The organism is Thermanaeromonas sp. DSM 22490 (assembly GCF_056378755.1).
Window position 1 is genome coordinate 207,015 of the sequence record NZ_JBJHHE010000002.1, and the last position, 24,152, is coordinate 231,166.

Consider the following 24,152-nt stretch of genomic DNA (forward strand, 5'->3'; position numbering starts at 1 on the left):
CCGGTGTATTAACGGGAAGGGCTCGTTACGTTAGTTAGGCTGTGAAAGGGCTTCCTGTGCCATAGGCGCAGGAGGGATAATATGTTATTGCCCTTTGAAAAAGTTGCTTTCACAAAAGGTGCATATTTGTATCTTTGCAAGGGAAAAAACTGGTAGGGTGCCTTTTTACAAGCCGGGTTTCTACTCGGCTTTATTTTATGTGGGCGAGGTGGGAGCAATTTTAGTAGAGGAGGTGGGAGCGATTCTAATTATTGCTGCTGTATTAGCCCTAATGGTAGGTATAGGCAGTGGTTATATTCTCCGCAAATACGTTGTGGAGACTAAAATAGCTTCAGCCGAAAAGACTGCGGCAGCCATTATTGAGGAAGCCCAAAGAGAGGCCGAAGCTAAAAAGCGCGAGGCCTTGCTGGAAGCCAAGGAAGAAGTCCATCGTATGCGCCATGAACTGGAGCGCGAGAGCAGGGAACGGCGAAATGAACTGCAGCGTTTAGAGCGCCGCCTGCTCCAGAAGGAAGAGGCCCTGGAGCGTAAGATGGAGAATATTGAGCGCAAAGAAGCCAATCTTCACCGTCAGGAGGAAGAAATACAGCGCCTTAAACAAAATTTAGAAGAATTGAAGCGGCAACAGGTAGCTGAACTGGAGCGTTTATCGGGTTTAACTACAGAGGAAGCTAAGACCCTGTTACTCAAGAATATTGAAGAAGAAATACGCCATGAGGCTGCTCTGTTGATTAAGCAGGTGGAAACAGAAGCCAGAGAAGAAGCGGACAAACGCGCCAAGGAAATTATTACTTCGGCTATTCAGCGGTGCGCTCCAGAAGTGGTGGCCGAAACTACGGTTTCTGTCGTTAACCTTCCCAGTGATGAAATGAAGGGGCGGATTATTGGCCGGGAAGGCCGCAACATCCGTGCCCTGGAGACCCTTACTGGGGTAGATTTGATAATCGATGATACGCCGGAAGCGGTTATCTTATCCGCCTTTGATCCCATCAGACGGGAAATAGCCCGGATTGCCCTAGAAAAACTTATAGCCGACGGTCGCATCCATCCGGCCCGTATAGAGGAAATGGTAGAAAGGGCCCAGCGGGAAATAGAACAAAAGATTCGAGAGGAAGGTGAACAAGCTGCCTTTGAAGCCGGCGTTCATGGCTTACATCCCGAGTTGATAAGATTGTTGGGGCGCCTTAAATATCGTACGAGCTATGGCCAAAATGTTCTAAAGCACTCTTTAGAAGTAGCTTTTTTGGCAGGAGCCATGGCGGCAGAGCTAGGTGCGGATGTGCAGGTGGCCAAGCGAGCGGGATTGCTTCATGATATCGGCAAGGCAGTGGACTATGAAGTGGAAGGGCCCCACGTAAGCATAGGGGTGGAGCTGGCTAAAAAATACCGGGAATCTGCGGAAGTAATCCATGCCATTGCTGCCCATCATGGAGATATAGAACCGCGGAGCATAGAAGCTGTGCTAGTTCAAGCTGCAGATGCCATTTCTGCAGCTAGGCCAGGTGCTAGGCGCGAAACCTTGGAGGCCTATATCAAACGCTTGCAGAAGCTAGAGGAAATAGCCGATTCTTTTAATGGAGTGGATAAGGCTTACGCCATCCAGGCAGGCCGCGAAATCCGCATTATAGTTAAGCCGGAAAAGATAGATGATACCACGGCTGTGCAATTAGCTCGGGATATAGTAAAGAAAATTGAACAAGAGCTGGAATATCCTGGGCAGATCAAAGTGGTAGTTATCCGGGAAACAAGAGCTGTGGATTATGCGAAATAGATGGAACGGGTGGCAGGGATAGGTGGCAAATTACCATCTCTGCCACTATATTTTCTAGATCAAAAAAGTTAAAGAAGCAGGATTTTTAAAGAAGGTGCAGAACTAAGCTTTGATGATGGTTTTTGGACTAAAAGGCAGGTGGAGACCATATGGGCCTTAGATACAAGTATGATGGCGAGATATCCGATAGCGTTGGCCTTTTGATTTCCATTTTAGTGCGCTATCCGGAAGTAGGGACTATTAATTATGAGCCCAGTAGCCGCATATTAAAGTTTTCTTTTATGTTAACCAGTTCTTTAAAAGAAAAGGATCTGGAGCAGTTTGCCCGGCGCTTTATTAAGTCTTTATCTACCTATAATCTTCTCGAAAATCGGGTGCCGCGGGTGATCAGCTTAAAATATAGTTGTTTTCAGCAGCTAACCGTCTTGGAAGTGCAGCGGGATGTTGAGACCCTATCCCAGGGCGAAATTGGCCTGATCATCACCCTGGTGCGTCAGGAATTTAACGAAGCCCTGGTGGCTGAGGCGACCGAGAATATTCAGGAAGAAGAATTGTTGGTTCAAGAAGAAATAATTGATCATATGTTGGAGAGTATAAAAGGAGAAGTACCTCAGAAAAAGTTAATAGCTTTCCGGGAAGAAGGGCGAGTCCTGGTTTTTAATAAATAGCCAGAGGATACCGGGAGGACGGAAATGAGCAAAAAGGGTGACCTCCATACCCATACCGTAGCCTCCGACGGCAAGCTCAAGCCGTTGGACCTGGTTAAACTGGCTTGGGGAAAGGGGTTAAGCACCATAGCTATTACCGATCACGACACCGTTGATGGATTAGAGGAAGCTCTGACAGGGGCTTCTCTCTATAATCTTGAGGTTATTCCCGGTATTGAATTGAGCACCGAATGGGAAGGACGTGATGTACACCTCCTAGGGTATTATATTGATTTTCAAGGGGACAAGCTACATAATTTTTTATACCAATTGCAGCAGGACAGGCAGCAGCGAGGTCTTAAGATGGTAACCAAATTGCGAGAACTGGGCTACGAACTTACGTGGGATGAGGTGGCCCGGTTCGTCCAGGGTAAAGCTGTAGGCCGCCTGCATATCGCCCAGGCCCTGGTGGCCAAGGGATTTATGCCTTCCATAGAAGCTGCCTTTGGTGAGCTCCTGGAACGTGGACGGCCGGCCTATGTTCCGCGTTATAAAATTTCACCTGCAGAAGCTGTTCAACTAATTTCTGCTTGGCGGGGCGTAGCTGTATTGGCCCACCCGGGATTGATAGGTAAAGATGAAATAATAAAAGAGCTAGTGGCTTATGGTTTGCAGGGGCTAGAAGTTTATTACCCTTTACATGACCGAGAAGCCGTTGCCCGCTATCATTCTTTAGCCAGGGAACTAAACCTATTAGTTACCGGTGGGTCGGATTTTCACGGCTTGAATATTCCAGACCATAGCGAGTTGGGCGCAGCCACCGTTAGCGAAGAGGAAATAGATAGATTAAAGGAGCGCGCCCTGGCCATAAAATGAGGTGGTTACCCATTTTTATCCTGCTAGCCTGCTTGTGGGCTCGCACTGGGTGTCCTCAATAACTAAGCACATAATCTTAAGCCATAAAATCCCTTGATTAGTAGTGGTCATTGCGATATACTGAAGAAAATAAAAAAATATGGGAAAGCCGACAGGTGCCATAAAGGTTAAAAGGGAATCAGGTGCAAATCCTGAGCGGGCGCGCCACTGTAACCGGGGAGCTTTTCTTCGGTAAGCCCACTGGGCCTGTAGCCTGGGAAGGGGAAGAAAAAGCGGTGAGCCGGAAGCCAGGAAACCTGCCTGTTGGTAAGCCTTGTTAACCCTCGCGTCAAGGGAAGGGCTAGTGTTTTAGACAGAAAACCCAGCCTTTAGGCGAGAGGCTGGGTTTTTTTGTAGTGCAGCGCGTGGCTTAAGGGGGTTAAGGAGTGGACAGGGGCAGGCTGGTGTTAATCACTGGCGGCGCTAGGAGCGGCAAGAGCCGGTTTGCAGAAGAACTGGCCTCCGGCTGGGGCGGAGAAGTTATTTACGTGGCCACAGCCAGGGTGACGGACGCAGAGATGGCCAGCCGGGTGGCCCGGCACAAGATGCGGCGGCCGGCCGGGTGGCGCACTGTAGAGGAGCCCTTAAAGGTGACCCGAGTTATAGAGGAATGGGGCAAGCCAGGGCGACTTCTCCTCATCGATTGCCTGTCCGCTTACGTGGGCAACTTGCTGGTGGAAGAAAAGATGGATGAGGAGGCTATATTACTTTTTGTTAAAGAGATGGCCCAGAAAGCCTGGGAGGTCCCTGCTGAGGTGATCATTGTGAGCAATGAGGTGGGCTCGGGAACAGTACCACCCTATCCCCTGGGTCGCCTATACCGCGACCTTTTGGGACTGGCCAATCAGGAGATAGCCAGCCTGGCCGATGAAGTTTATCTGGTGGTTTGTGGGGTGCCGGTGGAGATAAAAGCTTTAGCTAAAAGCTCGGACCTGCTAACGGGTAGGCGGTAATGGAGGAAAGGATGGTCAAGAAATTACGTCAGGGTTACACCACCGGTACTTGTGCCGCGGCTGCAGCTAAAGCAGCAGTAAAGGCCCTCTGGTGTAAGGACGGGGTCCAAAATACAGTGCGAATAACTCTTCCTCAGGGAAAGGAAATCGAGTTACCTGTAACTGTTCGGCGGGGGGAAGGCTGGGCTGAGGCTACGGTTATAAAAGATGCTGGCGACGATCCTGATATTACCCACGGAATAGCTGTCCAGGTTAGGGCCCGGCCGCAAGAAAAGGGCTTTATTTTGCGGGCCGGTGAAGGAGTAGGAATAGTCACCCGTCCCGGCCTGGCTGTTCCAGTAGGTGAGCCGGCCATCAATCCCGTGCCCCGGGCCATGATTAGGGAAGCGGTTAAAGATTTTATCCCCCCCGGGCAGGGGCTGGAATTAACTATTAGCATCCCCGGCGGTGAGGAATTGGCCCGGCGCACCTTAAATCCCCAGTTGGGGATAGAGGGCGGGCTCTCTATTCTGGGAACTACCGGCATTGTGGAGCCCATGTCGGAAGAAGCTTTCCGTACTTCCCTCCTGCCCCAGATCGATGTAGCCCTAGCCGCAGGTTACGATACTCTGCTTTTAACTCCCGGCCGTATGGGCCAGCGCCAGGCGGTGGAAGGTTATGGCTTGCCGGCGAGGGCGGTTATTTTGACCAGCAACTTTATCGGTTATCTTTTGGAGGCTTGTGCTGAACGAGGGATTAAGCGGATTCTCCTTTGGGGCCATGCCGGCAAGCTGGTTAAAGTAGCAGGAGGCATTTTTTATACCCATAGCCGCATAGCTGATGCCCGGCGGGAAATAGTGGCGGCCCGGGCTGCAGCCTGGGGCGCCCCCGCAGAGGTGGTCCAGGCTATCTTAACCGCTACTACGGTGGAGGCGGTGTTCTCTATCCTCGAGCAAGCCTTGGAGGGAGAGCGTTATTTCGCTTTTTGGAATTACTTGGCAGGCCTGGCTAGCGAGCGAGCCCGAGAATTAGTTCATGGGGCACTGGAAGTAGGGACCGCCCTTTTAGACCTGCAGGGGAGAATCATTGGCCAGGATGAGCAGGCCAGGGCCATACTGGGAGAGTGGAGAAATGGCGGGAAGGAATAACAGGTGGTTAACGGTGGTGGGGGTGGGTCCGGGAGATCCCTCCTGGCTAACACCGGCAGCCTACCAGGCGGTGGCCGAGGCCGAGATTTTGGTAGGCGGTCCCCGAGCTTTGCATCTATTTGCCTTTTTGGAACGGGAAAAAAAGGCGATTGATGCCGACCTGGACGCTTTATTCCACTACTTAACGCAGGTGCGTGGGCGGCCTACCGCCGTCCTGGTATCTGGAGATCCTGGCCTTTACAGCCTCCTGGGATGGCTGAGATGCCGTTTCCCCCCGGAAGAGATCAGGGTGATACCAGGAATAAGCTCCGTACAGCTCGCCTTTGCCCGTCTAGGTTGTGGCTGGGAAGGAGCGACTATTGTGAGCCTGCACGGGCGCCCGCTGAATATGTTGGACGCCTACCTGGAGGGCCTGGCCCGAAATGAACTGTTGCTTGCCCTTCTCACAGGGGGGAGCAACACTCCGGCAGAGGTAGGAAGGTACTTGACGGATAAGGGGTTGGGGGAACTTAGGCTCTGGGTGGGAGCCCAGTTGGGAGGACGGGAGGAAAGGGTGGCCCACCTTTTGGCCAGGGATCTGGCTGGCTCCGATTTTGATCCTATGGCAGTGATCATAAGTGGATATGACAAAGCGTAGATGGCCCTACAGCACCCCGGGCATTCCCGATGAGCTCTTCGAGCGGGGAAAAGTACCCCTGACCAAAGAAGAGCTCCGCACTTTGACTTTAGCCAAGGCCCGCCTGGCGCCCGGCCAGACCGTTTATGATGTCGGCTCCGGCACCGGCTCTTTAACGGTAGAGGCTGCTCGTCTGGTAGCTCCGGGACGAGTATATGCCGTGGAAAAGGATGAAGAGGCCCTAAATTTAACGCGGGCTAACGTGGAATCTTTTGGGTTAAAAAATGTGGTGATAGTAGCCGGCAGGGCGCCAGCGGCCTTAGCAGATTTACCACCTGCAGATCGCGTATTGATTGGAGGTAGCGGGGGAGAACTCCGGGCTATCCTGGAGCACTGCAGCCAAAGTTTACGGCCCCAAGGCATTATGGTTATAAATGCCATTACCCTGGACACCCTGTGGGAAAGCGTGGCTTACGGGCGCGAAAAAGGATATGCTACATCAGCAGTGGCAGTCAACCTGGCCCGTTTAGAAAAGGTGGGTGAGCGCCACATGTTTCGTGCCCTTAATCCTGTCTATATTATCCAATTGGTAGCCGGTTGAGGAGGAGAGCTATGAGCGGCAAATTATACGGCCTGGGGGTGGGCCCCGGTGACCCGGAGCTGATCACTTTAAAAGCCCGGCGCATCCTAGAGGAAGTGCCTGTCCTGGCCGTTCCCGTTTCCCAGCGGGGAGAAGAGAGCTTGGCCCTAGGAGTAGTTAAACAATTTATCCGGCCGGAACAGGAGATCCTTTCCCTTTTCATGCCCATGAGCCGCGACCATTCTTACCTGGAGCGCTGCTGGGAGGCAGCGGCTAAAGCCTTATTAGATAAATTGCAGGAGGGGAAGGATGTAGCCTTTTTGACCCTGGGCGATGCCAGTCTTTATAGTACGTACAGCTATTTGATGGAAATAATCCAGAGACTGGATCCAACCATTTGCATTGAAACTGTACCGGGTATCACTTCTTTTTCAGCGGCTGCCGCCAGGTTAAATTTACCCCTGGCCAAGGGGGATGAGCCCCTGGCCATTATACCGGCCCTGCGGAATCCTGAGAGTTTAGAGGAGTTAATCCCCCTGTTCCCCAATTTGGTGCTAATGAAGGTAGCCAGGCGTTATGATGAGATAGTTCGAATACTGGCCCGGGCCGGGGTGGTGAAAAATTCTGTACTGGTAACCCGGTGTGGGCAAAAGGGAGAGAGCTTTTCCTGGGACCTGGAAGCCGGGATGGGCCAAAAGCAGGATTATCTTTCCTTGATCATTGTTAAAGGAAGGGACCGGACGTGAAGGTTTATTTTGTAGGTGCGGGACCGGGAGACCCGGAATTAATCACCGTTAAGGGACAGCGGCTGCTTAAAGAAGCTGAGGTTATTATTTATGCTGGCTCTCTAGTTAACCCGGCTTTGCTGACGTGGGCTCGACCCGGTGCTGCTTGCTACGATAGCGCTTCCCTGACCCTGGAAGAGATCATTGATCTCATGGAGCAAGCGGTTAAAAAAGGCCAGAAGGTGGTACGGCTGCACACCGGAGACCCTTCCTTATATGGGGCTATTCAAGAACAGATGGAGGCCTTAGCCGCCCGCGGCATCCCCTATGAGATTGTGCCCGGGGTAAGTTCCTTCGCTGCCGCTGCTGCAGCGGTAGGCAAGGAATTTACGGTGCCAGGTCAGAGCCAAACCCTTATTTTGACGCGCCGCGGTGGCCGGACACCTGTGCCGCCAGGAGAAAATCTGGTAGACTTAAGCCGCCACCGCGCCAGCCTCTGCCTCTTCTTAAGCGCCCAAAATTTTGCGGAGGCCGCTGCCGAACTGGCTGCAGGGTACGGTAAGGAGACGCCGGCAGCGGTGGTTTATAAAGCTTCCTGGCCGGAGGAAAAGATTATTTACGGTACCCTGGAGAATATTGCCACCAAGGCGCGGGAAGAGGGCATCCAGCGGACAGCTCTCTTGTTGGTGGGCGACTTTTTGAAAGGGACCTCCACTCGATCTTGTCTCTACCATCCGGAATTTTCCCATGGCTATCGGAGGAAAAGGGATGCGTATAGCCATTGTGACCTTGACCAGGCAGGGCCTGGCCACGGCTAAACGGCTGGCCTGCGCCTATACTGCTGGCGCCGATATTTATGCCCCGGCTGGCTTAATAGTTGGAGAATCCCTTACCACACCTCTTTTTCCCCTGGAAGGAGGCCTGGGAGCTTTTTGTGGTAGGCTGTGGCATAGCTACCGCGGACTGGTCTTTATTATGGCTACCGGCATCGTAGTCCGCTGTCTGGCTCCTTATCTAGAGAATAAAACGAAGGACCCGGCAGTGGTGGTCCTGGATGAAAAGGGCGAGTATGCCATAAGCCTTTTAGGAGGGCACCTGGGCGGCGCCAATGCTTTGGCCAGGCACCTGGCCGAACTCCTGGGCGGAAAAGCCGTAATTACCACTGCTAGCGATGTACAAAATTTGCCTGCTTTGGATGTACTCGCCCGGGAGTTGGGCCTGCAGGCAGTCCCGGCAGAAAAACTGACCAAGGTCATGGCAGCCTTGGTCAACGGGAAAAAAATAGGGTTTTGGGCGGAGGATCCCTGGCTGGGGAAGCTTTCCCGGAGGATGCCGGGGCTTAAGGTCCAGCCCCTGCAGGAGTATAGGGACCCTCAACTATGGGAAGGGGGAGTGCTGGTAACTTCCCGCCGGCTTGTTCTGCCTCCAGGGCCCTGGATCTTTCTGCGGCCGCGGGAATTGGTGGCCGGTATAGGTTGCCGGCGCGGTATAGACAAGAGGGCAGTATTATCCGCCCTGGGGCAGGCCCTTAAAATGACGAGGCGAAGCCGCTGGAGCCTTCTTGCTCTGGCTACTATAGAAATAAAGGCCAAGGAAGACGGATTGCTGGCCGCAGCCCAGCATTTAGGCTTACCCCTCTTAACTTTTAAAAGGGAAGAGCTGGCTATACTCTTAAAGGAGTACCCTGAGCTTTCTCGGTCAGGGCTAGTAGAAGAAAGAATAGGTATTGGCGGTGTGTGCGAGCCGGCAGCTCTCCTGGGAGCAAAAAAGGGGGAACTCTTATGCCGCAAAATGAGTCACCAGGGAGTAACCGTGGCCCTGGCGCGGGCAGTATCGCCATAGTGGGCCTGGGGCCCGGAAATTTAGAGGATATGACACCCAGGGCTAGGGAAGCGTTGGCCCGGGCAGAAGTAGTAGCCGGCTACCCTCCTTATCTGGAGCAGATTAGTGAACTGCTTCCAGGGAAAGAGATAATTGCCACGGGCATGACGGGAGAAGTAGAGCGCTGCTGGAAGGCTGTCCAGCGAGCCAGGGAAGGTGCTAGGGTGGCGGTGGTTTCCGGCGGAGATCCGGGAGTTTACGGGATGGCTGGGCTGGTACTGGAAATTCTGCACCGGGAGGGTTTAAACCGGGAGCTGGCAGTAGAGATTATACCCGGTGTTACGGCAGCTACGGCAGCGGCCGCGGCTCTGGGCGCACCGCTGATGCATGATTTCGCCGTCATAAGCTTAAGCGATCGCCTTACTCCCTGGGAGCTGATTGTAAAACGCATCGAACTGGCTGCTCAAGCTGATTTCGTCCTGGTTCTATATAATCCCAGAAGTAAAGGTAGGCCTGAACACCTGGCCCGGGCCCGGGAGATAGTGCTTAAGTACCGTCGCGGCACTACCCCTGTGGGAGTAGTGCGCAATGCCGGCCGGCCAGGAGAAGAAATATGGCTTTCGGATCTGGATTCCTTCATTAGTCTGCCCATAGACATGCAGGCTACCGTAATTATCGGGAACAGCCAGACCCGGGTTTTAGGGGGCTGGATGGTAACGCCCAGGGGGTATCCTTGGTGATCTTAGTTTTGGCGGGTACTTCTGACGGCTGCCGGGTTATCCAGGCTTTGCGTGAGCGGGGCTATAGAGTAATAGCTACAGCTGTTACTCCTTATGGAGCCGAGCTGGCCCGGGAAGCAGGAGCTTCTGAAGTCTGGCAGGGCGAACTGACGGCCTCTTTGCTTAAAGAGTTGCTGCTGGAAAGAAAGCCTTTAGCCTTAGTTGATGCGACTCACCCTTTTGCTTTGCAGATAACTGCTTTAAGCCGGCAGGTCTGTGGCGAGTTATCTATCCCTTATTTCCGTTACCAGCGGGAGAAGGCGCTGTTGCCCGGGGACCCACGGTTAAAGGTGGTAAGTAGCTGGGAGGAAGCCGCCGCCGCTGCGGCTACCGCGCAGGGTAAAACCATTTTCCTGACCATCGGCACCCGGAAGCTGGAGATCTTTGCCCAACACCCGGCCTTAAAACTTAAGCGCTTGATAGTCCGGGTGTTACCCGAGAGGTCCTCCCTGGAAAAATGCCTGAGCCTAGGTTTTGGCCCCCGAGACATTATTGCCATGCAGGGCCCCTTTAGTTACGAGCTAAACCTGGCCCTCTATAAGCAATATGGGGCGGAAGTCCTGGTGACCAAAGACAGCGGTAAGATTGGCGGCACGGAGGCTAAAATTCAGGCGGCCCTGGATTTGGAAATGGAAGTAATTGTGGTGGAGCCCCCGGCAGAAGCTCAAGGGATGTCCTTAGAGGAAATTTTGGCGGCATTATCCCGTTTGTGAATTTTAACGAGGATCGGTGAGTTTAACCGTGGCGGCGTAGGAAGGATAGGCAGGAAGTACATCTTTAAATCGAGGAGGAACGGTATGAGGACCGGTGTAATCCTTTTGGGTCATGGCAGCCGCATACCAGAAGCTAATGAGCACTTGCGCCAGCTGGCGTGGCAGGTAGCGGAATTGCTGGGGGGTATCCGGGTGGATGCCTGTTATATGATGCGCGCCAGGCCCGACCTGGCCGAAGGAGTAGCCCGGGTGGTTGCCGAGGGGATAAGAAGGATTATAGTGGTACCCATCTTTTTCTGTAATGGCCTGCATGTCCAGCGGGATATACCCGAGGAGCTGGATAGAATCCGCCAGGCATACCCTGAAGTAGAACTGATCTATGCTTCTAATCTAGGAGCCGACCGCCGTATTGCCGAAATAATAGTTGAGCGGATCCTGGAGGTGGCGCCGGGTGGACTTTTTGCGGGACCCCAGGGCCATTGAAGCTAAAAGCTGGGAGGTCATAGAGTCCAGGCTTAAAAAAGTAGTTAACAGCCGTGAGGAAAGGGAAATCCTGACCCGTATTATTCACGCCACGGGGGATTTGAGCTATGCGGAACTTACGGTAATTCACCCGGAACTGGTAGCAGCCGCTACCGCCGCTCTGCGCCGCGGTGCGGCCATTATCACTGATGTGGAGATGGTGCGCAGCGGTATTAGCGCTGCCCTGGCCAGCCGGGGAAATTGCCCTATAATTTGCGCCATCCGGGATGAAAGGGTGGCCCAGCTGGCTTTAGCCCGCGGGCAGACCCGGGCCATGGTAGCTATGGAGCAACTGGCGCCTCAAATCCAGGGATCTTTAGTGGCCATCGGCAATGCTCCTACGGCCCTGTTCCGCTTGCTGGAATTAATTGAAGCCGGGGAGACCAGACCGGCCGCCATAGTCGGGACGCCGGTAGGTTTTGTGGGAGCGGCCGAAGCTAAGGCGGCTCTGGAAGCAAGTCCCATCCCCTTTCTTACAGTACGCGGGTCCAAAGGAGGGAGCGCGGTGGCCGTAGCCGCTGTCAACGCTTTGCTATACCTGGCCTTTCCCACCAGCTAACAGCGGTATTTTTAAGGCCTTGCCAGCCAACCCCCACAGGTAAAGCTGGCTATTTCAAGAGGGTCCAAGAAAGGGGAAGTTTTAAGGTGAGGGCCAAGAATATTATGCTGCAGGGCACCAGTTCCAATGTGGGCAAAAGCCTCCTGGCAGCTGCGCTATGCCGTATTTTTTACCGTAGCGGCTTTAAGGTGGCCCCCTTTAAAGCTCAGAACATGGCCAACAATTCCTATGTAACTGCCACCGGAGGGGAAATGGGCCGGGCCCAGGTGGTCCAGGCGTGGGCTGCCGGAATAGAGCCCCGGGTGGAAATGAACCCTGTGTTGCTGAAACCGACGGCCCATGCTTCTTCCCAGGTTATTGTGCTGGGCCGTCCCCTAGGCAACCTGGGGGCTAAAGAATACCATGGTGACTTAAGCTTGCACTTGCTGGAGGCCGTAGCCCAGGCTTATGAAACTCTGGCCCGGGAGTTTGAAGTTATTGTTATCGAAGGGGCCGGTAGCCCGGCAGAAGTTAATCTGAAGGACCGCGAGATAGCCAATATGCGCATAGCCAAAATGGTAGGCGCCCCTGTTTTGCTGGTGGCGGATATCGACAGGGGCGGAGCTCTGGCCGCGGTAGTAGGTACTCTGGAGCTTCTGGAGCCGGACGAGCGGGAACTGGTGGCCGGCATTATTATAAATAAATTCCGGGGTGACCTGGATTTATTAAGGCCTGCCCTGGATTTCCTGGAGCAGCGAACGGGCAAGCCTGTTTTGGGAGTAATTCCCTACCTAAAAGATCTCGGGCTTCCGGAAGAAGATTCGGTGGTGCTGGAACAAAAACAGTGCAGGTATGCTGGACCGGAAGAATTGGATATTGCGGTGGTACTCCTTCCCCGAATTTCTAACTTTACCGATTTCGACGCCCTGGAGCAGGAGCCGGGAGTTAATGTTCGCTATGTGGACATCCATACACCCTTGGGGAAGCCGGACCTTTTGATTCTTCCGGGCAGCAAAAACACCATCGAGGATTTCCTTTACTTGCGCCGTTACGGCCGCGACCAAGAGATTAAAAATCTGGCAGCCCGGGGAGTCCCGGTAATAGGGATATGCGGTGGTTTTCAAATGCTGGGGGAAGTTATAAGGGATCCTTTAGGCGTTGAAAGTAATATCGAAGAAGTAGAGGGCTTAGGTTTATTACCTGTAGTTACTACCTTTTTGCCGGAGAAGGCTACTTATTTGGTGGAGGCGGAAGCAGCAGGACAAGGGCCTTTTCTTAGCTTACCACCCCAGGAGCGGGTCCGCGGCTATGAGATTCATATGGGGGTTACGGAAAGAGGAGCGAATACGCCACCGGCCTTTTATTTAAAACGACGTGGGGAAGCCGAAGTAGAGATCGAGGACGGGGCCGTATCGCCAGACGGGAACATCCTGGGTACCTATATCCACGGCATCTTTGACAACGACAACTGGCGGCGACTGTTGCTGGGTGAGCTTCGCCGGCGGAGAGGTTTAAAGGTTTCCGCCACCTCATATGTGAACTATATTGCCGACCGGGAAAGGCGCTTGGATGAGCTGGCCAGGGTGGTGGCGGCCAATCTGGACCTAAAAAGATTGTCCCAAATCATGGACCTGGACCGTCCGCTGGCAGGTGAAGATTTTGCCCCCTGACCTGGCAGTTTTTATACTGGCCCTGCTCCTGGATATAGTAGTGGGCGATCCCCAGTGGCTGCTCCACCCTACCCAGATAATGGGCCTAGGTATTGTGGCCCTAGAAAAGCGGCTCAGGCCCTGGGCAGTTACTATACGCCGCCAGTATGTGGCCGGACTTATAATAGAGGTAATAATCGTAGGCTCGAGCTGGGCTGCCACTAAGGCTTTAATCCTCTTAAGCCGGGGGTGGAGCCCCTTCTTAGCGCTAGCTTTAAGCGCCTGGCTGCTTTCTACTACCGTAGCTGCCAGGGGATTAGCGGGGGCAGCCCTGGAAATTGCCTCTTCTTTGAAGAAGGGGGATTTGGCAGTTGCGCGCCGCCAGGTGGCCCTGATTGTGGGCCGGGATACTCAGAAGATGGACGAAAGTGAGATAGCGCGGGCCGCCGTGGAAAGTGTGGCGGAAAATACCAGCGACGGCGTTATAGCTCCCCTCTTTTATGCCTTAATAGGTGGTGTACCCCTGGCCATGGCCTATCGCGCTATTAATACTTTAGATTCCATGCTGGGTTACAAGAATGAACGTTACCTTTATTTCGGCCGGGTTGCTGCCCGGGTGGATGACCTAACCAATTTTATCCCCGCTCGTTTGACCGCCGGCCTGCTTTGCTTAGCTGCTTGGCTCTGGAACGGCAGGGGGTTAGAGGCCTGGCGGATAGTCCGGCGCGACGGGCGCAGCCATCCCAGTCCCAACAGCGGATATCCTGAAGCTGCTATGGCCGGGGCCCTGGGAGTGCGCCTGGGCGGTGTAAATTACTACCAGGGAAGACCGGAAGAACGGCCTTTTATCGGCGAAGGAGAGACTCGTTTGAAAGCTCAGCATATCGTCCAGGCGGTTTGGCTTATGGGTATAACTCTCTTGTTATTTGCTACCTGCTCGGGGTGGATAATCTGGCTCTTTAGCCGTTAGGAGGAGATACCTTTGTGCGGTGATTACTTGTAGCGGGAAGGATGAAAGGGTGTGAACCAGCCCCGGATAGTCATTGCTGGTACGAAGAGCGGTGTGGGCAAGACCAGTATTGCCACCGGCCTGATGGCTGCCTTTGCTCAATGGGGCTTGAAGGTGCAGGGCTTTAAAGTGGGGCCCGACTATATAGATCCGGGATATCATACTGTGGCTACCGGTCGCCCGTCGCGCAACCTGGACACTTTTCTGGTACCGCCGGAAAGGGTAGTGGAACTTTTTGTGCGCGCCGCTGAAGGCTGCGATATTTGTGTGATAGAGGGCGTTATGGGCCTCTACGATGGACGGTTGGAGGACGCGGGCAGCAGTACGGCGGCCATCGCCAAACTGCTAAAAGCACCTGTCCTGCTGGTAGTGGACGTTACTTCCCTGGGGCAGAGCGCTGCCGCCGTAGTCCTAGGCTATAGCCGCTTGGATCCTGAAGTGAAGGTGGTGGGGGTGATCCTCAACCGGGTAAGCAGCTCCCGCCACCTGGAGCTGGTAAAAAGGGCCGTGGAAGAGGCGACGGGTATACCGGTGGTGGGCTGGTTGCCCAAGGGAGCTTTACCTGCCTTTCCTTCCCGGCACCTGGGATTAGTGCCGCCGGTGGAACAGGCCGGGATAAGGCAAACCATAGAGCGGCTGGGCTATATTATGGCCCGCAGCCTGGACTTAAGGCAGATTTTTCGCTTGAGTCAACAGGTGCCACCTTTACCCTCACCCCCAACAAATTGCTTTCCCGGGGAGCCTTTAAACCCCAGGGTAACCATAGGGGTGGCCCTGGATAAAGCTTTCAACTTTTATTACCAGGACGGTCTGGATTATTTACAGGCTTTAGGGGCGGAATTGGCTCCTTTCAGTCCCCTAAAGGATGAAAAACTCCCGGCGGGAATAGCGGGCCTGCTCATAGGCGGTGGCTTCCCCGAGGTTTTTCTGCCGGAACTATCCGCCAACAGGAGGATGCTTAAGGAGATCCGCGGGCTGGCTGCTGCTGGCTTGCCTGTTTTCGCTGAGTGCGGCGGCTTAATGTATCTCTGCCGGGGTTTGCAGGATAAGGAAGGCAGGTACTGGCCCCTGGCCGGAATAGTGCCGGCCCGATGCCGGATGGAAGGCCGCCTGGTAGGCATGGGCTATCGACGGGCCAGGGCCTTAAGAAATACTCTGTTTTGTAAGCGAGGAGAAATGATACACGGGCACGAGTTCCATTATTCTAGCATGAGGCCGCTGTTAGCTTCTTTCCCCTGGGCCTACATCTGGGAGGGCAGACCCGGAGGGAAGGAAGGCTTTGCCTACCGCAATATTCTGGCGTCTTATCTCCATATTCATTTTGCCGGCAATCCGGAAATAGCTAAAAGTTTCCTGCGAGCTTGCCTTCGTTACCAAAAGGGAAGAAGGAGGAAAACTTATGTCTCTGCTGGAACAAACCTTGGCGGCTATTAAGCCGTTAAATAAAGAGATAGAGTTTATAGCTCAGGAGCGCCTGGACAATTTGACCAAGCCTCCTGGAAGTCTGGGGGTTCTGGAGGACCTGGTGAAGAGAATAACCGGCATTCGGGGAGAAGAACCCCGTGGCCTGTTAAAGAAAACCCACATTTTACTGGCCGGAGATCATGGAGTAGTAGCAGAAGGGGTCAGTGCTTATCCCCAGGAAGTAACCCTCCAAATGGTCTTAAACTTCGCCCGGGGCGGAGCGGCCATTAACGTCCTGGCCCGCCACGCGGGGGCCAATTTAGTGCTAGTCGATATCGGTGTGGCCAGGGATTTACCCGAGGTACCGGGCTTAGTAAAAAGGAAAATAGCTTACGGTACGGCCAATCTGGCTCAAGGACCGGCCATGACACGGGAACAGGCTTGGCACTCCCTGGAGATAGGGATAGAAGTGGCCCGGGAACAAATTGAGGCCGGTGCGCAAATCTTAGGTATCGGAGAGATGGGTATAGGCAACACCACCCCCAGTACGGCCATTTTAGCCGCTTTCAGCGGTCTGCCGGTTAAGGAGATCGTGGGTCGGGGTACAGGAGTAGATGATGAGCGGCTGCAACGAAAGATCAAGGCCATTGAACAGGGCTTAAGGGTTAACCAACCCGATCCCCGGGATCCCTTAGACGTGCTGGCCAAGGTGGGTGGTTTCGAGATAGGAGGGCTGGCCGGGGTCATCCTGGCCGGCGCCGCCCATCGAGTGCCCGTCGTCATTGATGGTTTTATTTCCGGAGCAGCGGCTCTCATCGCTACACGCCTTTGCCCTTTGGTCTCTGAGTACCTTATAGCTTCCCATTTATCCGAAGAACCGGGACATCGCATCATGCTGGAAATGATGGGGTTAAAACCTATGTTGACCATGCGCATGCGCCTAGGAGAAGGGACGGGTGCTGCTTTGGCCATGACCCTTATAGATGCTGCCGTTAAGATATATAATGAAATGGCCACCTTTAGCGAAGCCGGTGTCTCGGGGGCGCTGGATTCTTGAAGGCGCAGGTTAACTCCTTTGTAGCGGCCCTGCAGTTTTTGACCCGCTTGCAAGTCGGCGGTTGCCCCCGGAGAGAAGATTTTCTTTCTAGCCCAACCTATTTTCCACTGGTAGGGCTGGTGCTGGCCGGTATACTGTATCTTTTCTGGTGGGTAGTCTTGTCCCGGCTCCCGGTCCCCGCCCAGGCCGGGTTATTGCTGGCGGTGGAGATATATTTGACAGGGGGACTTCACCTGGACGGGTTTATGGATACCTGCGACGGCTTATTCTCCGGTCGTGAGCGGGAACGCATGCTGGAGATTATGAAGGATAGCCATGTGGGTGCCCACGGGGTGACTGCAGCGATCAGCTTGCTATTGGTGAAGTTCAGCCTTTTTTTTAGCCTCCTCATGAACTTACGCCCCGCTTCCATTAACGGCGCCGGGCAGGCTGTCACTGGTCTAGCGCCTGCCTTAATACTAATGCTGGTGCTGGCCCGCTGGGCCATGGTTTTAGCCTTAAAGGTTTTTCCTTATGCCCACCACCAGGGATTAGGTACTATTTTTGGTGCAGGGAAGGCACGCGGCCCCTTGTATTTGGCCAGTGCCTTTACCCTGGCCATAGTGTATGGCAGTGCCAGGTGGTGGGGCCTAATTCTTATGGCCACCGTAGCCCTGTTTGCCTTCTGGTGGGGCCGGTGGGTATCGCGCTTTATCGGCGGTTTAACCGGCGATACTTATGGAGCCCTGGCCGAGCTGGTAGAAGTGCTGGTGCTATTTATACTGGTGGTGATAACTTAAATGCGGGCCACTGTACGTGTTCCCGGTTCCTGCGGCGAGCTGGTACAGGGGATGGTAGACGGGAGTTATTTTTTAATTACTTGTCCTATTAATATAGCCTCCGAAGTTACCGTAACCTTGGAACCTGGGGAGGACATCCGGGGACCGGCCTGGAGGTCCAAAGCCCTAGAGGCGGTAAAGTTGACCTTTAAGTTGTTAGGGATAAGGGCCGGCGCGCGGGTTGAGATCAGGAATGCCTTGCCTGTAGGGAAGGGACTGGCCAGCAGCACGGCTGACGTAGCAGCGGCGGCAGCGGCTGCTGCTTTGGCTGTCGGCAGGATTTTAAGTGAAAAAGAACTGATTGACATTGCCGTAGGGTTGGAACCCAGCGATGGTGTCTTTTTACCCGGAATAGTGCTTTTTGAGCACTTGACCGGAAGGCGGTGGGAATATTTAGGAGAGCCGCCTCCCCTGGATATCCTTATAATCGATCTGGGCGGAACGGTGGATACCATAGCCTTTAACCGGCGGCCGGACCTTATGAAATTAAATCAGGCTAAGGAAGCCATGGTGCAACAGGCGGTTAAACTGGTGCGAGAAGGGCTGGCCAAGGGGGAGGCTACGCTGGTCGCCCGGGGCGCTACTATAAGCGCCTGGGCCAATCAGATTATCCTACCCAAGCCGGAGTTGGAGTTCGTTATAGAAATGGCCCAGGCTTGCGGGGCTCTGGGCGTAAATGTGGCCCATAGCGGTACCGCAGTCGGAGTACTTTATAGGCCCCGAGAAGTAGACCGGGAAAGGTTACAGGCCCGCCTTAAGGAAAGGTATCCCTGGCTGGCCTTTATACCGGCTAAAATGAGGGGTGGGGGAGTGGAGATCGTTGAACCGCGCTGGTATTCTCCACGGCGGCAACTGGCAGGAAGTGCAGCAAAAGTATGGCTGGTCGCCGGAAGAAATTCTGGATTTTAGTGCCAACATTAACCCCTGGGGGCCTCCGCCTGGAGTGTTAGCTTGTTTGGCTGCCAACTTAAAGGCCATCCAGCGCTATCCTGATCCTGCCAATGTGAAGCTTAGAGAAGCCCTGGCCCTGTATCTCAATGTGCCCCCGGAAACCCTGCTAATAGGCAACGGCGCTACCGAGATTATTTATCTGCTTTGCTTTTTGTTGAAGCCAAAGGCGGTACTGGTGGCTGAGCCCACCTTTGCCGAATACAGCCGGGCGGCCAGGGCGGCGGGTTCTGAAGTAATTTCGCTACAACTAGAACCATCCGAAGGTTTTCACCTGGATGTGGCTGCCTACTGCCGCCACCTGTCCCGGGTAGATATGGCCTTTCTTTGCAATCCTAACAATCCGGTGGGCAACCTCTTGGAGGGGGAAGATCTCTTCCGGATATGGGAGGAAAGCGAGAGACAAGGTACCTGGCTGGTAGTGGACGAATCTTTTCTAGATTTTGTGGCAGAGTGGCCCGAACTCTCCTTGTGCCGGATAGCCGCCCGGACCGCCCAACTTATTGTGCTGCGCTCTTTAACTAAGTTCTTTGCCCTGCCGGGGTTGCGTCTGGGGTGCGCAGTGGCTGCGCCGGGCTTAATCAGCTACTTAGAAGGAAGAAGGGATCCCTGGAGCGTTAATATTCTGGCCCAGATGGCCGGAGTAGAGGCTTTGAAGGATGGAGAGTATCAGCTGCGCACCAGGGCCTGGCTGGAGAAGGAAAGGGACCGCCTTTATAGGGGATTGGCCTCCCTGCCGGGCAGCAAGCCCTACCAATCCAAGGCCAACTTTATTTTAGTGGACATCAGCTCAAGCAGTTGGACTTCCCGCCAACTGGCGGAAACCTGTGCCCGCCGCCGGATTATAATCCGGGATTGCTCTACTTTTCCCGGTTTAAAGGAAGCTTATATCCGTGTGGCAGTTAAGCAAGAGGAAGCTAATAACTTTTTATTGCATACGCTCAGAGAACTGCTGGAGGGGGCCAGCCATGAGACAGGGTACCAGGCTCTATCTCATCCGCCACGGGGAAACAGAATGGAATAATAGCGGGCGATACCAGGGGCACATGGATGTGGCTCTAAGCCCCCGGGGACGCCGGCAAGCAGCCTTGCTCCGCGAACGCTTACTGGAGGAAAGGCTGGCTGCCGTCTACGCCAGTGACCTGAAACGAGCCCGGGAGACGGCCGCCATAATAGCCTGGCCCCACGGCCTGGCCGTAATTGAGATGCCTGACCTGCGGGAACTAAATTTCGGCTTATGGGAAGGGCTTACTTACCAGGAAATTGCTGCTGCCTATCCTGCGGACTTAGAGGAATGGCTGGCCGATCCGGCCGGGAAACAGGTGCCCGGCGGGGAAAGCTTCGCCCAGTTGCAAAAGAGGGCTTGTAACGCAGTAACCGGAATAGTAGCTAAACACCCGGGGCAGAAAGTAGCTGTAGTTTCCCATGGAGGTACTTTGCTGACTATAATTCTTTCCCTTTTAGGCCTGGGTTTAGAAAGGCTCTGGCACTTTCGGTTGGACAATGCAAGCTTAAGTATCGTGGATTGCTATGGCGGCCAGTATATTCTCACCTTATTTAATGATGTGAACCATTTGCACGGGGATAAGTAAAATTATCCCGAGGCACACTACCTCCGGAAGGAGGTTTATTCATTATGCCTGAAACCTTTACCCAAAGTCGGGTTCCCTGGAGTACCCAGCCCAGCTTAAAAACTATGGCTGCTGAAGTAGGCATTGATTTTGATGCCCTGATGGCAGGATTGGCGGCTAATAAATCGGATACGGAAATGGCCAAAGCCTTCGGCGTATCTCCAGAAGTTATCAGCCGTTTACGGGATCATTTTGAACGTTATGGTTTGCAGTCAATTATGGGACAGGATTAGTTTACTTCCCCTCTCGCCTACGCTATAATAGGCAATAAACGGGTTCGGTCTTCCTCCGCGGGGCTGCTAATTCAGTGAAGGCCGATAAAATCTAGGGAGGAGGGGGTTGTTTGCTGGAGGATAAAGTTATCGGAGAAGGCCTTACTTTCGATGATGTCCTCTTAGTGCCGGCTGCTTCAGCCGTTTTGCCGCGAGAAGTAGACGTCAGTTCTTATTTTACCCGCAATGTCCGGCTTAACATTCCTATTGCTAGCGCCGGGATGGATACGGTCACCGAAACCCGGATGGCCATTGCCATGGCCCGGGAGGGCGGTATAGGGGTTATTCATAAAAATATGTCCATTGAGCGGCAAGCCCAAGAGGTAGACCGGGTTAAGAGATCCGAACACGGTGTCATTACCGATCCCATTTACCTGAGCCCCGAACACAGCGTCGGGGAAGCGGTCAAGATTATGGAGCATTATCATATTTCTGGTGTACCGATAACAGTAGACGGCAAACTGGTAGGAATTATTACTAATCGCGATATCCGCTTTGAACAGGATTACAGCCGGCCCATCGGCGAAGTAATGACCAAAGATAACCTGGTAACTGCGCCCGTGGGTACCACGCTGGAGGAAGCCAAGGAGATTTTGCGCCGCCACAAAATAGAAAAATTGCCCCTGGTAGATGAGCATTTCAACCTTAAGGGCCTAATTACCATTAAAGACATTGAAAAGGCCCGGAAATATCCCAACTCCGCCAAGGATAGGAAAGGCAGGCTTTTGGTGGCGGCAGCAGTAGGTGTAGGCCAGGATACTATGGAACGGGTAGAAGCTCTGGTGGCTGCCGGGGTGGATGTTATAGTGGTGGATACTGCCCACGGCCACTCGGAAAATGTCCTCCGGACTGTGGCCCAAATCAAGAAAAAATACCCTTCTCTAGAAGTGGTAGGTGGCAATGTGGCCACGGCGGAAGGGGCCTTAGCTTTAATTGAAGCCGGAGTGGATGCCGTAAAAGTAGGTGTAGGGCCGGGGTCCATCTGCACCACCAGGGTTATTGCCGGCATAGGTGTCCCCCAGCTAACAGCTATCTTGAACTGTGCCCGGGTGGCCAGGGAAAAAGGAGTACCGGTTATCGCCGATGGAGGCATTAAGTATTCCGGCGATATTACCAAGGCCATTGCTGCCGGAGCCAGCACCGTCATGATCGGCAGTTTGTTGGCCGGGACGGAGGAAAGCCCTGGGGAGATCGAAATTTACCAGGGGCGTAGTTTTAAGAGTTACCGCGGCATGGGTTCCCTGGCGGCCATGAAAGAAGGCAGCAAAGATCGGTATTTCCAGGAAGAGGCCGATAAACTGGTGCCTGAAGGCATTGAAGGCCGGGTGCCTTATAAAGGGCCTGTATCCGAGACCCTTTTCCAGCTGGTAGGCGGGCTTAAGGCGGGCATGGGCTATGTGGGAACCCGGACTATAGCCGAGCTGCAGGAGAAAGGGCGGTTTATCCGCATCACTCAGGCTGGTTTAAGGGAAAGCCATCCCCATGATGTAATGATTACTAAAGAAGCGCCCAATTATCGCATATAAATTACCCTTTGAGCGGAGGAGAGGAAGCGGAGGATATGGTAGCCGACGTTTTTTGGTCTGATATGCGGACGGAAAAAGGGAAAAATTTAATAGATAAAGTGGAACGCCTTTGGCATAGAGCTGGCTTTAATAAAGTTATCGCCCAGGGAGACCTGGTAGCTATTAAGATTCATTTTGGTGAGAAAGGCAATTTAGCCTATATCCACCCGGCCTTTGTCCGCCGGATAGTGGATTTAATTCGGCAGCAGGGCGGCAAGCCCTTTTTAACGGACAGCAACACCCTTTATGTGGGTTCACGTTCCAATGCTGTGGATCACTTGCAAACGGCCATAGAGAATGGTTTTGCCTATGCCGTGGTGGGTGCACCTATAATTATTGCCGATGGTTTGAACGGCAAAGATTATATCAATGTACCGGTTAACCTTAAGCGGTTTAAGGAAGTAAAAATTTGCAGCGCCATCTACCATGCCGATGCTATGGTAGTGTTAAGCCATTTTAAGGGGCATGAGCTTACCAGCTTTGGCGGAACCCTAAAGAACCTGGGGATGGGATGCGGCAGCCCCAGCGGTAAACAAATGATGCACTCTGACGTTTTGCCAGTAGTTAACGCCCAGAAATGTACGGCTTGCGGCAGGTGCCTTAAGTGGTGCCCGGCCGGGGCCATTACAGTCGCAGAACATGCTGTAATTGATCCTGAAAAATGTATAGGCTGCGGCGAGTGTACCGTTACTTGCCCGCGCCGAGCCATTAAACCCAACTTTAAGTCGGATCCGGGAGTATTGCAAGAAAAAATAGTGGAGTATGCTTACGGAGCACTGCAAAACAAAGCTGGCAAGGTGGCCTTCTTTAACTTTGTTACCCATGTATCGCCGGAATGTGACTGCAATTCCTGGAATGATGCCGCCATCGTAGGAGATGTAGGTATTCTGGCTTCTTATGATCCGGTAGCCATAGATCAGGCTAGCCTGGACTTGGTTAATGCCCAGCCGCCTTTACCCAGCACGCGGCTGGAAGGTAAAGGGGAAGTTCAGGATAAATTCCTGGCTATCAGCGGCTATGATGGGACTCACCAGCTAGCCTATGGGGAGGAAATAGGCCTCGGGAGCAGAAAATATACTTTAATCCAGGTTTGAGCAGGCCAGAATGGCAGGAGGTTGGGCAAAAATGACGAATCTATATTTTAAGAAATGGGAAAGCAGGCCGGGCAGAGTTCTAGCCTTCCGCCTGGCCTATGGAGTAGATTTATTAATCGCTTTGCAGAAGATTGTGGAGGAACATGATATTCGCTTCGGCTGGATTAAATTTCTTGGAGGGGTGCAAAAAGCCAAAGTAGGTTACTACTTGCAAGATCGCAAAGAATTTGTTACCTTCAACTTAGAAGAACCCATGGAGATTCTTTCAGGTTTGGGCAATGTAAGCCTGAAAGAAGGTCGCCCCTTCGTTCATGCTCATGTAACTTTTTTGAACCAAGAAGGAAAGGTTTTGGGAGGGCATCTTTTAGAGGGGACGGTTATGTTGGCCGGCGAGGTTTTTATTCAGGAATTAGCTTTGCCAGCACCACCGGAAAGGGTATACGATGAACTAACGGGGTTGTATCTTTGGGTATAGAAGATTACGGCGCAGGGAGGTGGGTTTAAGTGCTCATACCAGTTAAGGTAAAGCAAATTGTCCTGGATCAAAGCATGAGCCCAGTAGTGCTCCTTGTTGATCAGGAAGAGTCACAAGTGTTGCCCATCTGGGTAGGGCCCTTCGAGGCGCAAGCCATTGCCATGGCTATGCAAGGGATACTCAGCCACCGGCCCATGACCCACGACCTGCTGCGTTCCTTATGTGAAAGCCTAGGAGCTAAGGTTAGCCGGGTGCTAGTGCAGGATGTCCGCGATGGTGTTTATTATGCGGAATTATACTTGACCCACCAGGGCAAAGAAGTGGTAGTAGATGCTCGTCCTAGCGATGCCATCGCTCTAGCTCTAAGGACGAATGCGCCTCTCTACATTACGGAAAAGGTGGCTGCTTATACTTTAGCGTTAGAAGATTTAATAGGAGAGGAACAGGGAGAAGACTTCCAAGAATTACTGGAAAAAAATAAGCCCGATATAGATAAAAAGTCTTTACATTAAGCCTCGCTAGA

27 protein-coding genes and 1 riboswitch are annotated in these 24,152 nt (G+C 53.3%); all 27 genes read left to right on the top strand.

Translation table 11 applies throughout. The features are described 5' to 3' along the window. Positions 1-232: 232 nt before the first annotated feature. The 27 genes from rny (at position 233) to AC1BI1_RS02730 (ending at position 24,141) form a co-directional block, all read left to right on the top strand. On the top strand, positions 233-1,771 hold the full coding sequence (gene rny, locus AC1BI1_RS02600) for a ribonuclease Y (RefSeq protein WP_476715756.1): 1,539 nt from the start codon (positions 233-235) through the stop codon (positions 1,769-1,771). 149 nt (positions 1,772-1,920) lie between these two features. Then, a complete protein-coding gene (locus AC1BI1_RS02605; protein WP_476715706.1) occupies positions 1,921-2,439 on the top strand; it encodes a hypothetical protein in 519 nt (172 codons plus the stop codon). A 24-nt stretch (positions 2,440-2,463) separates the two neighbouring features. Beyond that, a complete protein-coding gene (locus AC1BI1_RS02610) occupies positions 2,464-3,294 on the top strand; it encodes a PHP domain-containing protein (RefSeq protein ID WP_476715707.1) in 831 nt (276 codons plus the stop codon). A gap of 136 nt (positions 3,295-3,430) precedes the next feature. Beyond that, positions 3,431-3,612, top strand: a riboswitch (cobalamin riboswitch). A 107-nt stretch (positions 3,613-3,719) separates the two neighbouring features. Further along, positions 3,720-4,286 carry a bifunctional adenosylcobinamide kinase/adenosylcobinamide-phosphate guanylyltransferase gene (cobU, locus tag AC1BI1_RS02615; protein WP_476715708.1) on the top strand — a complete coding sequence of 189 codons (567 nt, stop codon included), beginning with the start codon at positions 3,720-3,722 and terminating at the stop codon, positions 4,284-4,286. Between the two features lie 11 nt (positions 4,287-4,297). Further along, positions 4,298-5,413: a cobalt-precorrin-5B (C(1))-methyltransferase CbiD gene (cbiD, locus tag AC1BI1_RS02620; RefSeq protein ID WP_476715709.1), complete on the top strand. Its 1,116-nt coding sequence runs from the start codon at positions 4,298-4,300 to the stop codon at positions 5,411-5,413. After that, positions 5,397-6,050, top strand: a complete 654-nt coding sequence (gene cbiE / locus AC1BI1_RS02625) for a precorrin-6y C5,15-methyltransferase (decarboxylating) subunit CbiE (RefSeq protein WP_476715710.1) — start codon at positions 5,397-5,399, stop codon at positions 6,048-6,050. Before cbiD ends, cbiE begins: the two co-directional genes overlap by 17 nt. After that, entirely contained in the window at positions 6,037-6,630 is a 594-nt protein-coding gene (gene cbiT / locus AC1BI1_RS02630; RefSeq protein ID WP_476715757.1) for a precorrin-6Y C5,15-methyltransferase (decarboxylating) subunit CbiT, read from the top strand. Before cbiE ends, cbiT begins: the two co-directional genes overlap by 14 nt. An 11-nt stretch (positions 6,631-6,641) precedes the next feature. Next, positions 6,642-7,355, top strand: coding sequence for a precorrin-2 C(20)-methyltransferase (gene cobI, locus AC1BI1_RS02635; protein WP_476715711.1), 714 nt, complete (start codon positions 6,642-6,644; stop codon positions 7,353-7,355). Then, positions 7,352-8,152: a precorrin-4 C(11)-methyltransferase gene (cobM, locus tag AC1BI1_RS02640; RefSeq protein WP_476715712.1), complete on the top strand. Its 801-nt coding sequence runs from the start codon at positions 7,352-7,354 to the stop codon at positions 8,150-8,152. The genes cobI and cobM overlap by 4 nt, the downstream gene beginning before the upstream one ends. Beyond that, on the top strand, positions 8,103-9,176 hold the full coding sequence (locus AC1BI1_RS02645; protein ID WP_476715713.1) for a cobalt-precorrin 5A hydrolase: 1,074 nt from the start codon (positions 8,103-8,105) through the stop codon (positions 9,174-9,176). The genes cobM and AC1BI1_RS02645 overlap by 50 nt, the downstream gene beginning before the upstream one ends. Further along, positions 9,116-9,895, top strand: a complete 780-nt coding sequence (gene cobJ, locus AC1BI1_RS02650; protein ID WP_476715714.1) for a precorrin-3B C(17)-methyltransferase — start codon at positions 9,116-9,118, stop codon at positions 9,893-9,895. Before AC1BI1_RS02645 ends, cobJ begins: the two co-directional genes overlap by 61 nt. Further along, complete coding sequence (gene cobK / locus AC1BI1_RS02655) at positions 9,892-10,647, top strand: precorrin-6A reductase (RefSeq protein ID WP_476715715.1); 756 nt, start codon at positions 9,892-9,894, stop codon at positions 10,645-10,647. The genes cobJ and cobK overlap by 4 nt, the downstream gene beginning before the upstream one ends. Before the next feature lie 84 nt (positions 10,648-10,731). Further along, complete coding sequence (locus AC1BI1_RS02660) at positions 10,732-11,130, top strand: sirohydrochlorin chelatase (RefSeq protein ID WP_476715716.1); 399 nt, start codon at positions 10,732-10,734, stop codon at positions 11,128-11,130. Continuing rightward, complete coding sequence (locus AC1BI1_RS02665) at positions 11,099-11,728, top strand: precorrin-8X methylmutase (RefSeq protein ID WP_476715717.1); 630 nt, start codon at positions 11,099-11,101, stop codon at positions 11,726-11,728. The genes AC1BI1_RS02660 and AC1BI1_RS02665 overlap by 32 nt, the downstream gene beginning before the upstream one ends. 104 nt (positions 11,729-11,832) lie before the next feature. Beyond that, complete coding sequence (locus AC1BI1_RS02670; protein ID WP_476715758.1) at positions 11,833-13,377, top strand: cobyric acid synthase; 1,545 nt, start codon at positions 11,833-11,835, stop codon at positions 13,375-13,377. Continuing rightward, positions 13,367-14,326: an adenosylcobinamide-phosphate synthase CbiB gene (cbiB, locus tag AC1BI1_RS02675; protein ID WP_476715718.1), complete on the top strand. Its 960-nt coding sequence runs from the start codon at positions 13,367-13,369 to the stop codon at positions 14,324-14,326. Before AC1BI1_RS02670 ends, cbiB begins: the two co-directional genes overlap by 11 nt. 51 nt (positions 14,327-14,377) lie before the next feature. Continuing rightward, positions 14,378-15,799, top strand: a complete 1,422-nt coding sequence (locus AC1BI1_RS02680) for a cobyrinate a,c-diamide synthase (protein WP_476715719.1) — start codon at positions 14,378-14,380, stop codon at positions 15,797-15,799. Further along, entirely contained in the window at positions 15,765-16,826 is a 1,062-nt protein-coding gene (gene cobT, locus AC1BI1_RS02685; RefSeq protein WP_476715720.1) for a nicotinate-nucleotide--dimethylbenzimidazole phosphoribosyltransferase, read from the top strand. Before AC1BI1_RS02680 ends, cobT begins: the two co-directional genes overlap by 35 nt. Next, positions 16,823-17,605 (top strand): adenosylcobinamide-GDP ribazoletransferase, encoded by a 783-nt coding sequence (gene cobS / locus AC1BI1_RS02690; protein WP_476715721.1) that lies wholly within the window; start codon positions 16,823-16,825, stop codon positions 17,603-17,605. The genes cobT and cobS overlap by 4 nt, the downstream gene beginning before the upstream one ends. Then, positions 17,606-18,553, top strand: a complete 948-nt coding sequence (locus AC1BI1_RS02695) for a GHMP family kinase ATP-binding protein (protein ID WP_476715722.1) — start codon at positions 17,606-17,608, stop codon at positions 18,551-18,553. It begins immediately after the preceding gene. After that, on the top strand, positions 18,465-19,616 hold the full coding sequence (cobD, locus tag AC1BI1_RS02700; RefSeq protein ID WP_476715723.1) for a threonine-phosphate decarboxylase CobD: 1,152 nt from the start codon (positions 18,465-18,467) through the stop codon (positions 19,614-19,616). The genes AC1BI1_RS02695 and cobD overlap by 89 nt, the downstream gene beginning before the upstream one ends. Continuing rightward, a complete protein-coding gene (gene cobC / locus AC1BI1_RS02705; RefSeq protein WP_476715724.1) occupies positions 19,561-20,184 on the top strand; it encodes an alpha-ribazole phosphatase in 624 nt (207 codons plus the stop codon). The genes cobD and cobC overlap by 56 nt, the downstream gene beginning before the upstream one ends. Before the next feature lie 44 nt (positions 20,185-20,228). Further along, complete coding sequence (locus AC1BI1_RS02710; RefSeq protein ID WP_476715725.1) at positions 20,229-20,456, top strand: helix-turn-helix domain-containing protein; 228 nt, start codon at positions 20,229-20,231, stop codon at positions 20,454-20,456. A 110-nt stretch (positions 20,457-20,566) separates the two neighbouring features. Then, positions 20,567-22,021, top strand: coding sequence for an IMP dehydrogenase (guaB, locus tag AC1BI1_RS02715; protein WP_476715726.1), 1,455 nt, complete (start codon positions 20,567-20,569; stop codon positions 22,019-22,021). A 35-nt stretch (positions 22,022-22,056) separates the two neighbouring features. Beyond that, complete coding sequence (locus tag AC1BI1_RS02720) at positions 22,057-23,154, top strand: DUF362 domain-containing protein (protein ID WP_476715727.1); 1,098 nt, start codon at positions 22,057-22,059, stop codon at positions 23,152-23,154. Between the two features lie 31 nt (positions 23,155-23,185). After that, complete coding sequence (locus AC1BI1_RS02725; protein WP_476715728.1) at positions 23,186-23,629, top strand: PPC domain-containing DNA-binding protein; 444 nt, start codon at positions 23,186-23,188, stop codon at positions 23,627-23,629. Between the two features lie 29 nt (positions 23,630-23,658). Further along, on the top strand, positions 23,659-24,141 hold the full coding sequence (locus tag AC1BI1_RS02730; protein ID WP_476715729.1) for a bifunctional nuclease family protein: 483 nt from the start codon (positions 23,659-23,661) through the stop codon (positions 24,139-24,141). The last annotated feature ends 11 nt before the right edge of the window (positions 24,142-24,152 follow it).